Annotated in this window: 15 protein-coding genes; 6 read left to right on the top strand and 9 right to left on the bottom strand. The window is 69.8% G+C overall.

Annotation, left to right across the window (positions count from 1 at the left end):
* Genes ACGFIZ_RS04345 through ACGFIZ_RS04365 form a run of 5 tightly spaced genes read left to right on the top strand, consistent with a single transcriptional unit; the run spans nt 1 to nt 6,266 of the window.
* Nucleotides 1-939 carry an ABC transporter permease gene (locus ACGFIZ_RS04345; RefSeq protein WP_393415706.1) on the top strand — a complete coding sequence of 313 codons (939 nt, stop codon included), beginning with the start codon at nt 1-3 and terminating at the stop codon, nt 937-939.
* The gene (locus tag ACGFIZ_RS04350) at nt 936-1,925 is read left to right on the top strand and encodes an ABC transporter permease (protein ID WP_393415708.1); all 990 of its coding nucleotides are present in this window, start codon (nt 936-938) and stop codon (nt 1,923-1,925) included. Before ACGFIZ_RS04345 ends, ACGFIZ_RS04350 begins: the two co-directional genes overlap by 4 nt.
* On the top strand, nt 1,922-2,941 hold the full coding sequence (locus tag ACGFIZ_RS04355) for an ABC transporter ATP-binding protein (RefSeq protein WP_393415710.1): 1,020 nt from the start codon (nt 1,922-1,924) through the stop codon (nt 2,939-2,941). Before ACGFIZ_RS04350 ends, ACGFIZ_RS04355 begins: the two co-directional genes overlap by 4 nt.
* Nucleotides 2,938-3,885: an ABC transporter ATP-binding protein gene (locus ACGFIZ_RS04360; protein WP_393415712.1), complete on the top strand. Its 948-nt coding sequence runs from the start codon at nt 2,938-2,940 to the stop codon at nt 3,883-3,885. The genes ACGFIZ_RS04355 and ACGFIZ_RS04360 overlap by 4 nt, the downstream gene beginning before the upstream one ends.
* A gap of 23 nt (nt 3,886-3,908) precedes the next feature.
* The gene (locus ACGFIZ_RS04365; protein WP_393416050.1) at nt 3,909-6,266 is read left to right on the top strand and encodes a pyruvate dehydrogenase; all 2,358 of its coding nucleotides are present in this window, start codon (nt 3,909-3,911) and stop codon (nt 6,264-6,266) included.
* Between the two features lie 35 nt (nt 6,267-6,301).
* On the opposite strand, the gene ACGFIZ_RS04370 is transcribed toward ACGFIZ_RS04365, so the two are convergent.
* From ACGFIZ_RS04370 to ACGFIZ_RS04410, 9 genes are all read right to left on the bottom strand, one after another.
* Nucleotides 6,302-7,111, bottom strand: coding sequence for a hypothetical protein (locus ACGFIZ_RS04370; RefSeq protein WP_393415714.1), 810 nt, complete (start codon nt 7,109-7,111; stop codon nt 6,302-6,304).
* A 117-nt stretch (nt 7,112-7,228) separates the two neighbouring features.
* The gene (gene npdG, locus ACGFIZ_RS04375; protein ID WP_393416054.1) at nt 7,229-7,909 is read right to left on the bottom strand and encodes an NADPH-dependent F420 reductase; all 681 of its coding nucleotides are present in this window, start codon (nt 7,907-7,909) and stop codon (nt 7,229-7,231) included.
* 372 nt (nt 7,910-8,281) lie between these two features.
* Entirely contained in the window at nt 8,282-9,499 is a 1,218-nt protein-coding gene (gene rocD / locus ACGFIZ_RS04380; RefSeq protein WP_393416056.1) for an ornithine--oxo-acid transaminase, read from the bottom strand.
* Nucleotides 9,496-10,353 carry a dimethylargininase gene (ddaH, locus tag ACGFIZ_RS04385; RefSeq protein ID WP_393415716.1) on the bottom strand — a complete coding sequence of 286 codons (858 nt, stop codon included), beginning with the start codon at nt 10,351-10,353 and terminating at the stop codon, nt 9,496-9,498. The genes rocD and ddaH overlap by 4 nt, the downstream gene beginning before the upstream one ends.
* The gene (gene argH / locus ACGFIZ_RS04390; RefSeq protein WP_393415718.1) at nt 10,350-11,879 is read right to left on the bottom strand and encodes an argininosuccinate lyase; all 1,530 of its coding nucleotides are present in this window, start codon (nt 11,877-11,879) and stop codon (nt 10,350-10,352) included. The genes ddaH and argH overlap by 4 nt, the downstream gene beginning before the upstream one ends.
* Nucleotides 11,876-12,778 carry an arginase family protein gene (locus ACGFIZ_RS04395; RefSeq protein WP_393415720.1) on the bottom strand — a complete coding sequence of 301 codons (903 nt, stop codon included), beginning with the start codon at nt 12,776-12,778 and terminating at the stop codon, nt 11,876-11,878. The genes argH and ACGFIZ_RS04395 overlap by 4 nt, the downstream gene beginning before the upstream one ends.
* A 33-nt stretch (nt 12,779-12,811) precedes the next feature.
* Complete coding sequence (locus ACGFIZ_RS04400; protein ID WP_393415722.1) at nt 12,812-13,603, bottom strand: amino acid ABC transporter ATP-binding protein; 792 nt, start codon at nt 13,601-13,603, stop codon at nt 12,812-12,814.
* Nucleotides 13,600-14,523, bottom strand: coding sequence for an amino acid ABC transporter permease (locus tag ACGFIZ_RS04405; protein WP_393415724.1), 924 nt, complete (start codon nt 14,521-14,523; stop codon nt 13,600-13,602). Before ACGFIZ_RS04405 ends, ACGFIZ_RS04400 begins: the two co-directional genes overlap by 4 nt.
* Before the next feature lie 90 nt (nt 14,524-14,613).
* Nucleotides 14,614-16,218, bottom strand: coding sequence for a PucR family transcriptional regulator (locus tag ACGFIZ_RS04410; protein WP_393415726.1), 1,605 nt, complete (start codon nt 16,216-16,218; stop codon nt 14,614-14,616).
* A 209-nt stretch (nt 16,219-16,427) separates the two neighbouring features.
* Between ACGFIZ_RS04410 and ACGFIZ_RS04415 the strand changes: the two genes are divergently transcribed.
* Nucleotides 16,428-17,321 carry an ABC transporter substrate-binding protein gene (locus ACGFIZ_RS04415; RefSeq protein ID WP_393415728.1) on the top strand — a complete coding sequence of 298 codons (894 nt, stop codon included), beginning with the start codon at nt 16,428-16,430 and terminating at the stop codon, nt 17,319-17,321.

Raw genomic sequence — 17,321 nt, forward strand, 5'->3', positions numbered from 1 at the left:
GTGGCACGACGCCTCCTCACGGCCCTGTTCCTGATGTTCCTGGGGTCACTCACCGGGTTCCTCCTGATCAACCTCGCTCCGGGCGACGTGACGGTCCTCGTCGCGGAGCGGCGGTCGGGGCCGGGTGCGACCTCGGAGGACGTCGCACGGATGGCGCACGAGCTGGGCATGGACCGGCCGCTCCCCGTCAGGTACGTCGACTGGGTGTGGCACGCGCTGCAGGGCGACCTGGGCGACTCACTCCAGCGCAACCTCCCGATCACGCCCGAGCTCCTGGACCGCGCCGGCCAGACCCTGCTCCTGGTGAGCGGAGCGGCTGTCTTCGCCGGACTCGTCGGGGGACTGCTGGGAATGCTCGGGGCACTTTACCCCGACTCCTGGATCGACCGGATCGGCCGCGGGCTGGCGTTGCTGGGCGCCTCCATCCCGAGCTTCTACCTGGCCGCGCTGCTCATCCTCTTCTTCGGGCTGAAGCTCGGCGTCGTGCCGACGTTCGGCCTCTCCGGTCCGGCTTCGTGGATCCTCCCCTGGATCTCGCTCGGGACCGGGCCCGCCGGCGTGTTCAGCCGCGTGGTCCGAGTCGGCCTGGAACGAGCCATGGCCGAACCATTCGCCGTGACCGGTTTCAGCAAGGGCTTCACCCGGCGACAGGTACTCGTCAAGGACGCCCTGCCCAACATCGGACCATCCGTGCTGGGCGTGCTCGCCACGCAGACCGGGCAGATGGTGCCCGGGGCCGTGGTGATCGAGACCGTCTTCGCCTGGCAGGGCGTCGGCAGCTACTTCTACGAGGCGGTGAAGTTCCGTGACATCCCGGTCCTCCAAAGCAGTCTGCTCGTGTTCCTCCTGGCGTTCGTGGTGCTGAACACCCTGGTCGACATCATCCAGGCACGCCTCGATCCGCGGATCAGGCGGCAGTTCGAAGGAGTCCGGACGTGAGTCTTGCCGAGGCTGAATCGGAAATCGTGCTTTCCGACGGTTCCCGGGCCCGCTCCGGGGCGCGGATTACGCGTCAGCTGCGCCGGGTGCCGTTGCCAGCGCTGGTCGCCGTGGGGCTGTTCATCGTGATCGGCGTGGTCGGCCCCTGGCTTGCGCCGCACGACCCGAACCAAGTCGATCTCGCCAGCGTCCGGCAATCGTTCAGCGGCGAGCACTGGCTGGGAACGGACGCGCTGGGCCGCGACGAGCTCAGCCGGCTGCTGACCGCGGCTCGTACCAGCCTGGTTGCCATCGCCCTCGTGCTCGGCCTCTCGATCCTGATCGGCGCCGTCGTCGGCGTGGTCGCCGGCGTGACCGGGGGCATCGTCGACGAAGTCCTCATGCGGCTCACCGACGTCGGGCTGTCGGTTCCCTCGCTCGTGATGGCGCTGGCGGTGCTCGGCGCTCGGGGCCCCGGGTACTACAACATGATCCTCGCGCTGACTCTGTGCTGGTGGCCGGCGTACGCCCGGCTGACCCGCGTGGCGGTCGTCTCGCTTCGCCAACAGCCACACATCGAGGCGACCCGGCTGATCGGCGTGCCGCCCCTCACGGTGCTGGTGCGGCACCTGCTGCCTCCCGCGGTCGCCCCGACCCTGGTGTTCGCCAGCGGCGATGCCGGGTTCGTCGCGCTGGCAGTGGCAACCTTCAGCTTCCTTGGACTGGGGCTGCAGCCCCCGGGTGCGGAGTGGGGGCAGATGCTCGTGGACGGTCTGCTCACCCTGGAGCGGTACCCGATGCTCGTGGTGCTCCCCGGCCTCGCGCTCACATTGACGATCGTCGGCCTGAACCTGCTCGGCGAGGCGCTCGCGCTCGACTCCCTGCCCCGCAACATCAGTCGTCGGACGCTGCGCCGCCGCATCGCGAAGCTGCCGCCACTGGGCGTAGGCCGGCGGGTGGACAGGGTCGACGAACTTACCGACGCCTACTTCGGGAGGACGCGATGAGTGCCAACCCCGTGCTCGACATCCGTCATCTGTCGGTCCGGCTGCACACCCGCAACGACAGCGTCCAGGTGGTCGATGACGTCTCCTGGCACCTGGCACCGGGTAAGACCCTGGCTCTGGTGGGCGAAAGCGGCTGCGGCAAGACCGTCAGCGCCCTGTCACTGACCGGCCTGTGGCCCGCCGGGGTCGTCGCGGAGTGCGACGGCGAGGCCTGGCTGGAAGGCCAGAACCTCATGGAGCTCAACGAGGCGCGTCATCGACGGATCCGCGGCACGCAGATCGGGATGGTCTTCCAGGATCCGCTGACGGCGTTCAATCCGGCCCGCAAGGTCGGGCCCCAGGTGGCAGACGCGGTGCGGCGCACGCACCCCAAGATGAACAAGGCTGAGGTACGCCGCCGGGTGCAGGACTTCTTCGTCGAGGTGGGCATCTCGGAGGCCGAGCACCGCTACGACCTCTATCCCCACGAGCTCTCCGGCGGGATGCGCCAGCGCGCCCTGGTGGCCATGGCTATCGCGAATGAGCCACGCGTGCTCATCGCCGACGAGCCGACCACGGCACTCGACGTCACCATGCAGGCGCAGGTCCTGGACCTGCTCCAGCGCCTGCAGCGACGGCACGGGATGTCGATCGTGCTCATCACCCACGACGTGGGCGTCGTGGCAGGCATGGCCGACGACGTCGCGGTGGTGTATGCGGGCAAGGTGGTTGAGTTCGGCCCGGTCGTGGATGTCCTGACCAACCCCCGGCATCCCTACACCCGCGGACTCCTCGCTGCCATTCCCGGCGCGGACGTCGAGCCGGGTACCAGGTTCGTCACCCTGCCGGGCCTGCCTCCGGACATGGCCGACCTCCCTTCGGGCTGCGCCTTTGCCGCGCGCTGCGAACTGGCCCACGACCGGTGCTCGGCCATCCCTGCGCTCGTGCCGTTCGAATCCCCGGCTGCCGAGCACCAAGTGGCGTGCTGGGCCGAGCCCCCAGACATCTCCGCCCTGGAGGAAGTGAGTCGAAGATGAGTACCCTCACCGTCACCGACCTGGTGGTCGAGTTCGGCGGGGCCAGATCCCGCAAGACGGTCCGGGCGGTCGATCATGTCTCGTTCTCGGTCCGCCCCGGCGAGGTCGTCGGTCTCGTCGGCGAGTCAGGTTGCGGCAAGTCCAGCCTGGCTCGGTCGATCATCGGACTCGAGCGCGCGGCGTCCGGATCCATCGTGTGGGGTGACACCGACGTCACCAACGCCCGCGGGCGAACCCTGCGCCGGTACCGCCGCGAGGTCCAGTACGTCTTCCAGGACCCCTACGCCAGCCTGAGCCCACGGCTGACCGTGGGACAGACGCTCGAAGAAGCGCTGTCGGTGGTCGACCACCCGCGACGTACCAGGGCAGCACGAGCCTCCGAACTGCTCCACCTGGTCGGGCTCCCCAAGAGCGCACTCCAGCGCGCCCCGTCAGCGCTGTCCGGGGGGCAGCGGCAGCGCGTCGCCATCGCTCGCGCGCTCGCGGTCGAACCGCGGTTCCTGATCTGCGACGAGCCGGTGAGCGCGCTCGACGTCAGCGTCCGGGCCCAGGTGATGAACCTGCTGATGGACCTCCAGGAGGAGCTGAACCTCGGCTACCTGTTCATCGCCCACGATCTCGGTCTGGTGCGCCGCGTAGCCCACCGCACCATGGTGATGTACCTGGGGCGCATCGTGGAGTCGGGGCCGTCGCACGAGGTCTACGGGCAGGCGAGTCACCCCTACACCGAGTGTCTGCTCGACGCGATCCCCTCCGTGGACCCGCGGGAGCAGCGCAGCCGTGGGTTCACGGTCCTGCAGGGGGAGCTGCCGAGCCCTGCCTCGCCACCTCCGGGGTGCCGGTTCCACACGCGGTGCCCCCACGCTCTGCCCCAGTGCAGCGAGCGCGTGCCCGAGGTCCTCACCGGCGAACCGGTGCACCAGTCAGCGTGCGATGTCCGATGACCGGGGCGCAGGGAGCACGAGTGCTGACTCCATCCCACAACGGCGCCGTACCCGTCGGCGGTACCTCGCGACCGGACCCGGCCATCCTGCGCGCGGTGGCGGCGCGGGTGCTGTGGCTGGCCACGGCGATCGTCGACGTCGCCAACCATGCCCGCCCGGGCGCGGGCGGCCTCAAAGTCGGCGGGCACCAGGCCTCGTCGGCTTCGATGGTCGACATCATGGTGTCGCTGTGGTTCCACGAGCTCACCGCACACGATCGGGTCTCGGTGAAGCCCCATGCGTCCCCGGTGCTGCACGCGATCAACTACCTGCTCGGTGAACTCGACGAGGAGCACCTCCGCTCGCTGCGGGCGCTGGGAGGTCTGCAGAGCTATCCCAGCCGGACCAAGGATCCCGACACCGTCGACTTCTCGACCGGCTCAGTGGGCATCGGAGCAACGGCGACGCTGTGGGCGACCCTGGCGCGCCGGTACCTCGACTCGCACTTCGACTCCCCACGGGTCACCCGGCGTTTCGTGAGTCTGCTCGGCGACGCGGAGCTCGACGAAGGCGCCGTGTGGGAAGCCCTGGTGGACCCCATGGTCGGCGGACTCGGAGAACTGCTGTGGATCGTGGACGTGAACCGACAGTCCCTGGACCGCGTCATCCCCGACATCCAGATCGACCGACTCCGCGGCATGTTCTCGGCGGCGGGCTGGGAGGTCATCACCCTCAAGTGGGGACACCGCATCCAGGAGGTGTTCGAGCGCCCGGGCGGCGCTGACCTGCGTCAGCGACTGGAGACCATGCCCAACGAGGAGTACCAGCGTCTCCTGCGGTCGGCACCGGACCAGGTCGCGCAGCGGCTGCCGGGCGATCACGCCAGCCCGGCACTGAGACACCTCGTGGACTCGCTCGGACCGAAAGCGCTCGGCGAGCTTATCCGGGACCTGGGCGGCCACGACATGTCCCTGCTCCTCGACACCTACCAAGCGGCGTCGTCGCAGCGGCCCACCGTGATCTTCGCCTACACGATCAAGGGGCACGGGCTGCCGACCGAAGGCCATCCCGGCAATCATTCCGCTCTCCTCACCGGGGACCAGATGCGCGAGCTCGCCAAGAGGTGCGGCACGGACCCGAGTGCGCCTTGGGAGCTGTTCCCTGCGGACTCGGACGAGGCCGAGCTGTGCCGACGGCGCGGCGCGGCTCTCCGCAGACAGGAGAGCCCCCCGGGGCCAGGACGCTGCGTCGTAACGGTGCCCGACGAGCTGGGCCGTCCGCACCGCCGGCCCACGTCCACCCAGGCCGCGCTGGGCAGGCTGCTCTCCGACCTGGCGCGGGACCAGCCCGAGCTCGCGAGCCGCGTGGTGACCTGCAGCCCGGACGTCGCCTCCTCCACCAACCTCGGTGGCTGGATCAACAAGTGCGGGGTGTGGTCCCCCGCCGACCGACGCGACTGGTTCGCTGACGACGTGGAGCGGCTCCTGAAGTGGCAGGAGCTCAGCCAGGGGCGGCACATCGAGCTCGGCATCGCGGAGGTCAATCTGGTCTGCCTGCTGGGCGAGCTGGGAGCGACGTGGAGCCGTTGGGGCGAGCGCTTGATCCCCATCGGCACGCTCTACGATCCCTTCGTCACCCGGGCGCTGGAGCCGTGGTCATACGGCATGTACGCCGGCGGACAGTCGATCCTGGTGGGGACGCCGTCGGGCATCACCTTGGCACCGGAGGGTGGCGCGCACCAGTCGATCACGACGCCGGTGATCGGCATCGCCCAGCCCGGGTGCGTGGCCTGGGAGCCAGCATCGGCCCAGGACCTCGAATGGACCTTCCTGCACGCGATGTCGCAGGTGGGTCTGGCGGGGGGAACGTCGGCGTACTTCCGTCTGTCGACCCGACCCATCGATCCGGTGATCGCCGCGGTCCCGGAGGACCCGCTGTTGCGCGAGCGAAGGCGTCGACAAGTCGTGCGAGGGGGGTACCGGCTCAGCGGGCGCCCTGCCACCTCGGACGAGGTAACCCTCGTGGGAGTCGGAGCCATCCTCCCGGAGGTGGTCGCGGCCGCCGCCACCCTCCGGGAGAAGGGATTCGATGCTGGCGTCGTCTGCCTCACCAGTCCCGACCTCGCATTCCGCTGTCTCCAGCGACGCGCCCACCGGCAGGCGACCGGCGGTCCCGACCTGCTGGAGGAACTCTTCCCGTGCCGACACCCCGCACCGCTGGTCACCGTGGTCGACGGGCACCCGCACACACTCTCCTTCCTGGCTGGCGTGCGCGGTGACCCGATCAGGTGTCTTGGAGTCGAGGAGTTCGGGCAGTCCAGTGACCTTGCCGACGCCCACCGGCTGCACGGCATCGACGCTTCCTCCATCGTGGAGGCCGCGCTCGGTTTGCTGGGACGGTAGGAGGGCTGATGGCGCCAGTATTAGGGGCCCGGCGATCAGGTCGGCGTTGACCTGTTCGATGATCGCGTGGCCGCGGTGCTGGGCTTCGGCCTGTATGAGCGTGAACGGGCTGTCGGTGAACACGGCGTGATACCGGTAGGTCGGTAGCAGTTCGTCTTGGCCGGGGATCTGTTGCGGGTCGTCGCGGCGGATGCGGCGCACGATCGGGCGGTGGTGATCGCTTCGGCGATCATGCTCGCCGCGCCGCGGGCCGAGCCTGCGTTACCCGAACGTAGCCTGGTCGCGGCGATCACCGGCGCCGACAGCGGTGTGGATAGCGTGGCGAGCAGGGGGTTGTAGCCGCGTAGGTAGACGTTGTAGCCGCCGACCTTGGTGTGGCCGAACCCGATGCCCTGCTTCTGCTTGCCGTAGACACGGCGCAGCATCGAGTCGATATCCACAAAGGTCAGCACGTCGGCGCCGGCAAGGATCGGGGCCCGGCCGGCCAGGCCGATCAGGGTGTCACGGGCGGCGGCCTGCAGCTGCCGTACGTGTCCGTGGGCGAACGTGCGCAGGAACGCCCCGAGCGTCGACGGCGCGAACACACTCGTGAACAGCGAGGGCATGCCACCGTGCCGGGCGATGTCGAGGCCGTCGATGCTGTCCGCGCCCGCGAGCATCCCGGCCACGATCGTGGCGAATACGCGAATGCTGGATCGGCTTCGGCGGGCACAGGCCGAGGACGGGCAGGTCGGTGCCGAGGACCTGGCGCGGGCCGCGGGCGAGTTCGCCTGGCGGTGGCGGCCGTGACCGGTACGGCGACCTCCTACGCGGACTTCGCGAAGGGTCGCCGGGGCCGGCGGCACGTGCGGGTGTGCGAGGGGACCTCGTGCTTTGTGAGCAGCTAGGGCCGGCACATCGCGCGGCTGGAGCAGTGGTCATGGCACGGTGGGCCCCATCGTGGTCAGTTCGGAGCGGGCGTGTCAGATGTCGGTGATCCGGATCCCTGCGTGCGCCTTGTACCGGCGGTTCACGCTGATGAGATTGGCGGTGAGTGCCTCGACCTGGTGTGCGTTGCGCAGTCGACCCCCGTACACGCCGCGTACGCCGGGGATGCAGCTGGCGAGATCCCGCACCAGGTCGGCCGCCTCCCGCACGTCTGCCAGCACCAGAACGTCGGTGTCGACCGAGGCGGTCTCGGAGTCGTCGAGCTTGACTGCGCTCACGTTGTGGAACGCACCGACCACGGTGCTTTCCGGCAGTAGCGCCTGCGCCTGCTGGGCCGCTGATCCCTCCTCGACCGCAAGCGCGTAGGCACCCTGCTTGTCGAAGCCGAGCGGGTTGACGCAGTCGACCACCACCTTGCCAGCCAGGCTGGGCGCCAGCCCTTTCAGCAGGTCCGCGTGCCCCTGCCAGGGAACGGCGATCACGATGATGTGCCCGGCAGCGGCCGCGCCGGTGTTGTCCATGCCGGACACGAGGCCGCCCGTCGCCCCAGCCAACTCGGTGGCGGTGTCGGCGGCCCGCTCTGGGTCGCGGCTGCCGATGACGACCGTCAGCCCGGCGGCTGCGAATCGTCGGGCCAGGCCACGGCCTTGCGGTCCGGTACCACCCAGGACGGCGATAGTCTTGCCGACAAGCGACTCGGGCGGGAGATCTGCCATGTGTCTTACTCCTGTTGCATCAGTCTGTGGTCGGTATGGGACGAGCTGGCCGACTCGGGCCATGAGGGTGTCCACCGCGAAGTCGTAGGTCTCCCGCGCGGGAAGTAACGCCATTTCGCCCGCTCATCCCACGACAAGCGGGAATTCGTTGGCTGGTCGGGCGACGTAGGAGGTGCTCCTGCTGCCGGCGTAGCTCGGAAGTCGATGTCCGCATGGTCGTGTAGCACGGTAGGTGCCGTAGCCGATCGCGTATTGGATCAAGAATCCACCGCCCTGGATTGCCAGTGGGGGTCGAGCCAGCGCGGTATCCACCAGGCGACGCGGCCGAGCACGGGTCAGGTCCGCAGGCCACGGGATCAGCCGACCCTACGGCTAGACAGTGCTTTGCCGCGCGGCGAGGACCTCCCGCAGCCGGTCCAGTGCCCAGCGGATCTCGTCGTCGGTGGTGACCAGGGGAGGGGCGAACCGGATGGTGCTGCCATGGGTGTCCTTGACCAGTACGCCACGCTCGGCCAGTGCCTCACAAATCTGCCGGCCGCTGCCGATCGCCGGGTCGATGTCGACGCCGGCCCAGGCGCCGACGCCGCGTACGGCGGTGACGCCGTGACCGATCAGGTCCCGCAGTCCGCGGTGCAGCACGTCGCCGATCCGGCGGGCGGCGGCCTGGTACTCGCCGGTGGCGAGCAGGTCGACGACGGCCGAGCCCACCGCTGCGGCCAGCGGATTGCCACCGAAGGTGCTGCCGTGTTCACCGGGCCGGATCAGCCCGAGCACGTCGCGGCTGGACACCACTGCGGAGACGGGGACGACGCCGCCGCCGAGCGCCTTTCCGAGCAGGTAGATGTCGGGGCGTACACCGGCGAGTTCGCAGGCGAACGTGGCGCCGACCCGGCCCAGTCCGGACTGGATCTCGTCGGCGACGAACAGGGCGCGACGGTCGTCGCAGATCCGCCGGATGCCGGCGAGGTAGCCGTCGGACGGTACGACGACGCCGGCCTCGCCCTGGATCGGTTCGACGAGTACCGCGGCGGTCCGTTCACCCACGGCCGCCTCGAGGGCGTCGAGGTCGTCGTAGGGAACCACGGTGAAGCCGGGGGTGAACGGGCCGAAACCCGTTCGGGCCTGCTCGTCGGTGGAAAAGCTGACGACAGTGGTGGTCCGGCCGTGGAAGTTGCCGGCCGCCACGACGATCTCGGCGTCGTCGGCGGGCACGCCCTTTACCTGGTACGCCCACCGCCGGGCGACCTTGATGCCGGTCTCGACGGCCTCGGCGCCGGTGTTCATTGGCAGCACCAGATGCATGCCGCACAGGTCGGCGAGTTTGGCGGCGAACGGACCGAGCCGATCGTTGTGGAAGGCGCGGCTGGTCAGGGTGGCCCGCGCGAGTTGAGCCCGGGCAGCGGCGAGCAGCGCCGGATGCCCGTGGCCGAAGTTCAGTGCGGAGTAGCCGGCGAGGCAGTCGAGGTACCGCTTCCCGTCCACGTCCGTGATCCAGGAACCTTCGGCGCGCTCGACCACCACCGACAGCGGGTGGTAATTGTGGGCGAGCACATCCCGCTCGATCTTGATGGCAGCGGTAGTACGGTTCATCGGCGGATCTCCAGGGTGCAGCACTTGGCACCGCCGCCGGCCTTCGCCAACTCGGAGAGATCGACCGGCACCGGCTGGTAGCCGCGTGCGGCGAGCTGGTCGATGAGGCCGGTCGCGGCTTGGGCGACCACGACGTTCGCGCCGTCGGACACCGAGTTGAGGCCCAGAACGAGGGCGTCGGCTTCGCTGGCCACGATCGCGTTCGGGAAGAGCCGGGCCAGCGTCCGCTGGCTGCCCAGGGTGAACGCCGGCGGATAGTAGGCGATGGTGTCGTCGTCCAGAACGAACAGGGCGGTGTCGAGGTGGTAGAAGCGCGGGTCGGCCAGCCGCAGCGAGACGACCGGCCGGCCGAGGAACTCCTGCGCCTCGCCATGGGCGGCTGGTTCGGTGCGGAAGCCCGCCCCGGCGAGGACGATGTCGCCGACCACGGCGAAGTCTCCCTCCCCCTCGTTGACGTAGCGCGGCAGGAGAACGCCGCCGAACCCGGCGGCGGCGAACCAGGCTCGGTAGGCGGGCGCTTCGGGTTGCCGTACCGGCTCGCGGAACCGGGCACCGTAGATCTGTCCGTCGACGACCAGGGCGCAGTTGGCGGCGAAGACCATGTCGACCAGCCCGGGCTGCGGGTCGGCCAGCTGCACGATATGTCCGAGCCGGCGATACGTGTCGCGCAGCTCGGCCCACTGCCGCTGGGCGAGGTCTCGGTCCACGGACACGCCGGGGTCCATCCACGGGTTGATCGCGTACACGACGTCGAAGTAGGTCGGCGGGCACATCAGGTACTCCCGCCGGGTGGCCTGGTGGGCAGCCGCGGCGGCAGCCGGTGCCGTGGTCGGGGTGACCGCAGTCGCGCTCATCCGGCCTCAGTCCCCTCGGTGCTGGTCCCGCCGGTGGCGAGGATAGTGTCGATCGCGGTTTCCAGGGCCACCTCGGCACCGCTGACCTGGCGGCGCAGCCCGTCGATCCGGGTGCGGTCGGCCGCGAGCCGGTCGGTGAACTCGGCGTTCTCCCGGCGTACGGCGTCCGGGGCCGGTCCGCCGTACAAGGTGCGCCGAGCGACGAAGGCGCGGGCGTCCATGGCGTCGGCGAACTGCTCCGCGGTGAGTCCGCTGGGTCGATTGAGAAGTTGCCCGGCGGCCTCGTCGAGCAGTGCGAGCGTCGCCGCGGGAGCGGCGAGTCCACGTTCGACGCCGAGCCGGACGAACACACCGACGACCTGGTGGGCGTGCCGCCAGTCCAGGCCGGTGTAGCGGACGAGGGCAGACGCGACGTCGGTGACCTGGGCCCAGTGGGCGCCGGCTCGGGCGGCCATGCGCCGCTCGTCGAGTCGAAGGTCGGTGAGGATCTGGGTGGTGTCACCGACCTTGGCGGTGATCGCCGCGCACATGGACCAGATCGCCTGCTGCGAGTAGCGCCGCTCCATGATCGGGAAGCCGGTCGGACCGCGTTCGGCGGTGATCACGCCGATCAGCGCCGCGAGCGCCTGGGTGGCCACCGACTTGACGTCCTCCAACGCGTCGGGGTTCTTCTTCTGCGGCATGATGCTGCTGGTGCCGCAGAACCTGTCGGGCAGCTCGACGTACCCGAATTCGGAGGTGGACCAGAGGTAGAGGTCGTCGGCGAGCCGGGCCAGCGTGGCGCCGGCCGTGGCCAGAACGGCGGCCACCTCCATCTCCAGGTCGTGGCTGAGGATCGCGTCCATGGTGTGCGGCAGCGGGGCGTCGAAGCCGAGCAGGTCGGCGACCCGGTGCCGGTCGAGCGGCAGGTCGCTGCCGGTCAGGATGGCCGCGCCGGCTGGTGAGAGGTTGAGCCGGCCGTGCAGGCTGAGCAGCCGCTCGGTGTCGCGGGCGAAGGCGCGCTCGAACATGGTGGCCCAGTGCGCGAAGGTGGTCGGCTGGGCGTGCTGGCCGTGGGTGTAGCCGGGCATCACCGCCTCCCGGTACGTGTCGGCGAGGCCGAGCAGCACGGCGCGCAGGTCGACCAGAGCCGGCAGCATCGCGTGCAGGTGCCAGCGGATCGTCATCCGGCGGGCCACCTCGATCAGGTCGCCGGAGCTGCGACCGAGGTGCAGCCGCCCGCCGAGGTCGGCGCCGATCGCACGGATCAGGTACTGCTCGCCGGAGTGCATGCCACCGCCGGCTTCGATGCGCGCCGCGGTGACTCCGTCGGCCTCGGCCTCCATGCCCCGCAGCGCGGTGAGGATGGCTCGCCCGGCCGCCGGCTCGAGCAACCCGCGCTCGGTGAGCATGACCGCGTGTGCCTTGTCGAAGGCGTGGATCGCTGGCAGTGAGTCGCCGAGCAGCTCAGTGCGGTGCGCCTGCAGGTGCGGCAGTTGCTCCTCGGTCAGTCGTACTCCGGTACCCCGGAAGCCCTGGTACGTCATCGGCGGTCCGCCCCGGAGCCGAAGACCGCGAAGTGGAACAGCAGGTAGGCGGCGAGGGTGGCGGTCGTCGAGGTGCGGTCGTCGGTAAGCGGGTTGACCTCGGTGACGGCCAGCGCGTCGCAGTGCGGGGCGAGCAGCCGGACCGCTTCGAGGGCCTCGCCGGAGGTGAGGCCGCCAGGCTCGTGGGCCCCGGCGCCGGGCGCGAACGCCGGGTCGATCGCGTCGATGTCGAAGGACAGGAAGATGTGGTCGGCGCCGGAGACGCGGTCGAGGATCTGTTCGACGGCGGAGACCGGGCCGAGGGCCTGGAACTCGCGGGCGGTGATGTGGGTCAGGCCGCTCTTTCGCTTGAACTGGGCCGAGGACGGGAAGTTGAAGTGCCGTACGGCTACCTGGATGCAGTCGTCGGCGTTGAGCCGGCTGAGTTCGAGGCTGCGGCGCATGCCGCTGGACTGGCTGAGCCGTCCCTGGAACCGGTTGTGATCCAGTAGATCAAGGTGGGCGTCGAAGTGGATCACTCCGATCCGGCCGGGCAAGGCGTCGTGCACGCCGCGAGCGACCGGGAACAGCACCGAGTCGTCGCCCCCGATCATGATCGGGGTACGGCCGTCGCGCAGCGACTCGGCGACCGAGGCGGAGCAGGCGTCCAGTGTGGCCTCGATGTCGTGCCCGACGACGTCGACGTCGCCGCGATCGCGCAGCAGGTCGTCACCGACCTCGTGGACGGAGTCGGTCTCCAGCGAGTAGATGGCGCCGTCCTCGATGCGTTGGGTGATCCAGCGCAGCGCGTCGCGGATCCGGCCGGGGGCGTACCGGGAGCCCGGCCAGCCCAGGGTGGATCCCCCGTCGAAGGGGACTCCCCACAGGTCGAACTTGCGCGATTGGTGCGAACGTGGCATTACGGGCCTCTCGGAGGTGGGGTGTGGGTGCTCTCAGCCGAGGACGCGGGAGAGGAATTCCTGGGTGCGCGGGTGCTGCGGGGCACCGAGGACGATGCCGGGCGGACCTGACTCGACCACGACCCCTTCGTCCATGAACACGAGCGTGTCGCCGACCTCGCGGGCGAAGCCCACCTCGTGGGTGACCACGATCATCGTCATGCCGTCGGCGGCGAGGGACTTCATCACGTCGAGCACCTCGCCGACCAGTTCCGGGTCCAGCGCCGATGTCGGCTCGTCGAAGAGCATCAGGTACGGCTCCATCGCCAGTGCCCGAGCGATCGCGACCCGCTGTTGCTGGCCGCCACTGAGTTGGGCCGGGTAGGCGTCGTACTTGTCGGACAGGCCGACCCGGTCGAGCAGCCGGCGGGCGGCGGCCTCGGCGTCGGGCCGGTTGTGCCCCAACGCCCGTATCGGCCCCTCGACGACGTTGCCGAGCGCGGTCATGTGCGGGAAGAGGTTGAACCGCTGGAAGACCATCCCGATGCCGCGCCGCTGCCGTGCGATCTCGCGTTCGGTCAGCTCGTGGAGTCTGCCGCCGCGCAGTCGGTAGCCGACCAGGTCGTCGCGCAGCCACAGCTCGCCGCCGTCGAGGCGTTCCAGCTGGTTGATGCAGCGAAGGAAGGTGGACTTGCCGGAGCCGGACGGGCCCATCACGCACAGCACCTCGCCGGCGCGCACCTGCAGGGACACCCCGCGCAGCACGTGTACCGGTCCGAACGACTTCTGCAGGTCGACCGCGCGGACGACCGGGGTCGTGCCGTCTGTCGGTGGTGGCTGGCTCACTGCTGCGGGGCTCCCTTCAACCGGCGCCCGAGTGACCGGGCCTTACGGTTCGGCAGGGCGTGGAAGCCCCGGCCGAACCGGCGCTCGACGAAGTGCTGGATGACGCTGAGCACGGAGACCACCGCCAGGTACCAGATCGCGGCGACGATCAGCAGTTCGATGATCCGGTTGTTGGAGTAGTAGATGAACTCGACGGTCTCCAGCATCTCGCCGTACGTGATGACGGCGGCGAGCGACGACATCTTCAGCGTGCTGATGAACTCGTTGCCCAGGGGCGGCAGGATGACCCGCATGGCCTGCGGCAACACGATTCGGCGCCGGATCTGGTTCGGGGTCAGGCTGATCGCCTGGGCCGCCTCGATCTGGCCCTTGTCGACCGAGAGGATGCCGGCGCGGACCAACTCCGCGGTGTAGGCGCTCATGTTGATGCCGAGGCCGAGCAGGGCGGCCATGAACGGCGTCATCACGTTAATCATGCGGGCCTCGAACGGCCCGAATCCGACCGTGGGGAAGACCAGCGCCAGGTTGTACCAGATCAGCAACTGCAGCAGTACCGGAATACCGCGGAACAGCCAGATGTAGCCGAAGGCAATGGTCCTGGTCACCGGGTTCGCCGACATCCGCATCACCGCGACCAGCACACCCAGGACGATGGCCAACGCCATGGAACAGAGGGTGATGATGACGGTGTTGGCCAGACCGTGCAGGATCGCCGAGGCGGTCAGGTAGCGGCCTACGACCGACCATTCGATGCTGCCCTGGGCGAAGGCCTGCACCAGAAGTGCGACCAGCACGACCACGACGGCTGCCGAGACCCACCGGCCGTAGTGCCGTAGCGGCACCCGGGGCAGCCCGGCAAGCTGCCCGGGGCCCGGCGGTGTCGCCAAGGTGCTGGCCCCGCCCTGTCCAGTGCTCCTCATCGCGTCTCCCGTCTGTACTTTCGCCGAGTCTCACCGGGCCGGCCGGGGCAGCGATACCTGACATCGGGTCCAGTCAGCGCACGGCGGGCGCTACTTCCTGTCCTGCTCCGGCCCGCTGCCACGGCCCGCCCGTCCGGTGCCCTGCTCCGGCACGGGCTGGTCGTCGGTGTCGGCCGCGCTGTCGGCGAGCAGCGCGAGCCACAGCTCCATCCGGCCGTACGCCGAATCGAGGTCGCGCCCCGTGATCTGCTCGATCCGGTCGATCCGGGTCCGCAACGTGTGCCGGTGGATGCCCAGCTCCGCGGCGGACTCGTTCCAGTGGCCGTTGTGCGCCAGGAAGGTGCTCAGGGTGGCCACCAAGGCTCCCTCGCGACCCCGGTCGTGCTGCTTCAGCGGGCCGAGGACCCGGCGCACGAAACCGGCCAATGCCTGCGGCGACTGGGCCCGGAAGAGCATGTGCAGCGCCTCCAGATCGTCGAACCGAGTCACCGCCCGCCGCTCGGCCCGGCCGACCTCGGCCGCGTGGGTCGCGGCCCGGTACGACAGCCCCACCTGCTCGATCGGCACCACGTCGCCGAGCCCGAGCGGCACCATCGGGCGTACCGAGGCCAGCCGGGCCAGCGCGGCGGTGGCCGCCTCCGAGCCGTCGATGAGTACGGCGACCCGGGCCTGCCGACCGGCCTCCTGCGCGACGACGGCGCCGGGCAGGTTGGCCTCGGCCATCAGCTCGTTGAGTTCGTCGCAGACCTGACTGCCCCGGCTGGCGGCACAGAAATAGACGCCAACCCGGACGGCTGCCGGGTCGAGGTCCCAGGCGAGGGCGTGCTGGGCGGCGACCTCGCCGGTGACCGCACCGCGCAGGATCTGGGCCAACTGGTCGGCGCGCAACCGGCGGACCTGCTGGCGGGCCGCCTGCGAGCGCTCCATCTCCAGGGACAGCAGCGCCACCGCGCCGGCCAACACCATCCGGCTGTAGTCGCTGGCCGCGCCGGGGACGCCGGCGATCAGGAAACCGCGCATCCGGCCCCGTGCCCCGAGCGTGTGGATCGCCACCGACTCGGTCGGGCCGACCACCGAACCGCTGGAGCGGATACCGCGCTCGCGGGTACGCATCACGTCCGGCAGCAGCGCGGGCAGCCGGTCGGCGGCCTCTGCCGGATGCGCCCGCACAACGTTGGCCGCGAGGTCGGTGAGCACTGCCCAGCCGCCGAGTGCGCGCGAGACCTCAGCAACGAGGCCGCCTCTACCGGACTCGACCGCCGCGGCGGTCAGCGCCTGCTGAGCGTCGAACGCGCGGGCGATGGTGTCGTAGCGTTCCGCCGCGAGCAGGTTCGACACGGCCTCGGAGATTGCCACGTAGGGCGCGTCGACCGGCACCTCCAGCACCGGTAGGCCACGCTCCTCGGCGGCCTGGATCAGCGGCCCAGGGACCTGGTCGTACCCGAGTCCGACGCCGAAGCCGAGTCCTGCCAGGCCGGCATCGGCGAGCCGGTGGACGTACGGGCCGAACTGCTCCGGATCATCGATCTTGAGGCCGGTGGTGAGTAGCAACTCCCCGCCGCGAAGCCACGGGGTCGGGTCGATGGTTTCGCTGACGTGCACCCACCGGACCTCGTTGTCGAGACCGCGGTCGCCCGCGCATACCCGCAGGTTCAACTCCGGCAGCGCCAGAACCTGCGCAATCGTCACAGTCACGGGAACATCCCATCTCCTCGGCTCTGGACCAGTGTTGCCAGATGGTGACATGGCCGTGAAGTACAGTCCGACCTGCGGCGACTGGACAAGCGGTCCCCTTCCGATGCTTTCGCCGCTACTTGAACACTGGGGCCACGTTGCCGAGGGAAACCGGTGGCGAACGTGCGGGGCGGGTGTGATGACACCCCGCCGACCCGGAGGAGACACACGTGAAGAAGCGAGCCATCTGCGCGGTCTTTGCCGCAGCCCTGCTCGCCGGATGCGGCGGCACCGATGCCGACGCGCCGGCCCCGGACCAGTCGGAGAACGCGTTGCACGCGATGCTGCCGGAGTCCATCCGGAAGGCGGGAGAACTCCGGGTAGGGAACAGCCCGGTATATCCCCCGATGTCGTACTTGCCGAAGGGGACGGAGGACAGGAACAAGAGGCAGGGTTTCGACGTCGACCTGGCGCGGGCCATCGGCGAGAAGCTCGGCGTCCGGGTGACCTTCGTGACACAGGAGTACGAACAGTACATCCCGTCATTGGCCACCGGCCGGATCGACCTGGTCGAGTCGGCGATGCAGGATCTCGAATCGCGTCGGGCAACGGTCGACTTCGTCGACTACTACACGACCGGCCCGCAGCTGTTCACCCTGGCGGACAAGGCCGCCCGGTTCCCCGCCGAGATTGACGTCTGCGGCGCCAAGGTCGCCGTCGACAGCGGCGACACCGGCTACCGGAACGCCCTGGCCAGCTTCAGCCAGAAGGTCTGCGTTCCGGCCGGCAAACCGCCGGTGGAGGAGCTGACCACCAACGGCACCGCCGACGCCCTGTTGCAGATGGGGCAGGGGCGGGCCGATGTCGGCATCCGGGGTGCCGAGTCGATCCGGTACGTCACCAGCGAGCAGGAACCGGGCAAGTACGCCCTGATCGGCAAGCCGATCACGGAGATTCCCGTCGGTATCGCGGTGAGCAAGCAGCAGCCCGAGTTGCGGGACGCGGTAGCGGCGGCGCTGACAGCGGTGATGGACGACGGCACCTACGCCCAGATCGGCGACAAGTGGGGCCTGTCGGACATCCTCCGTCCGGCGGTGACGATCAACGGCCAGCCGGCGAGCTGA

Origin of the sequence: Micromonospora sp. NPDC048830 (assembly GCF_043198215.1) — a bacterium.
Taxonomy (GTDB): domain Bacteria; phylum Actinomycetota; class Actinomycetes; order Mycobacteriales; family Micromonosporaceae; genus Micromonospora.

What these genes read in the sequence shown, in the direction of transcription:
- ACGFIZ_RS04355 (WP_393415710.1), top strand. Translation starts at nt 1,922, where the DNA reads ATGAGTGCCAACCCCGTGCTCGACATCCGTCATCTGTCGGTCCGGCTG.
- ACGFIZ_RS04360 (WP_393415712.1), top strand. Translation starts at nt 2,938, where the DNA reads ATGAGTACCCTCACCGTCACCGACCTGGTGGTCGAGTTCGGCGGGGCC.
- npdG (WP_393416054.1), bottom strand. Translation starts at nt 7,909, where the DNA reads ATGGCAGATCTCCCGCCCGAGTCGCTTGTCGGCAAGACTATCGCCGTC.
- rocD (WP_393416056.1), bottom strand. Translation starts at nt 9,499, where the DNA reads ATGAACCGTACTACCGCTGCCATCAAGATCGAGCGGGATGTGCTCGCC.
- ddaH (WP_393415716.1), bottom strand. Translation starts at nt 10,353, where the DNA reads ATGAGCGCGACTGCGGTCACCCCGACCACGGCACCGGCTGCCGCCGCG.
- argH (WP_393415718.1), bottom strand. Translation starts at nt 11,879, where the DNA reads ATGACGTACCAGGGCTTCCGGGGTACCGGAGTACGACTGACCGAGGAG.
- ACGFIZ_RS04395 (WP_393415720.1), bottom strand. Translation starts at nt 12,778, where the DNA reads ATGCCACGTTCGCACCAATCGCGCAAGTTCGACCTGTGGGGAGTCCCC.
- ACGFIZ_RS04405 (WP_393415724.1), bottom strand. Translation starts at nt 14,523, where the DNA reads ATGAGGAGCACTGGACAGGGCGGGGCCAGCACCTTGGCGACACCGCCG.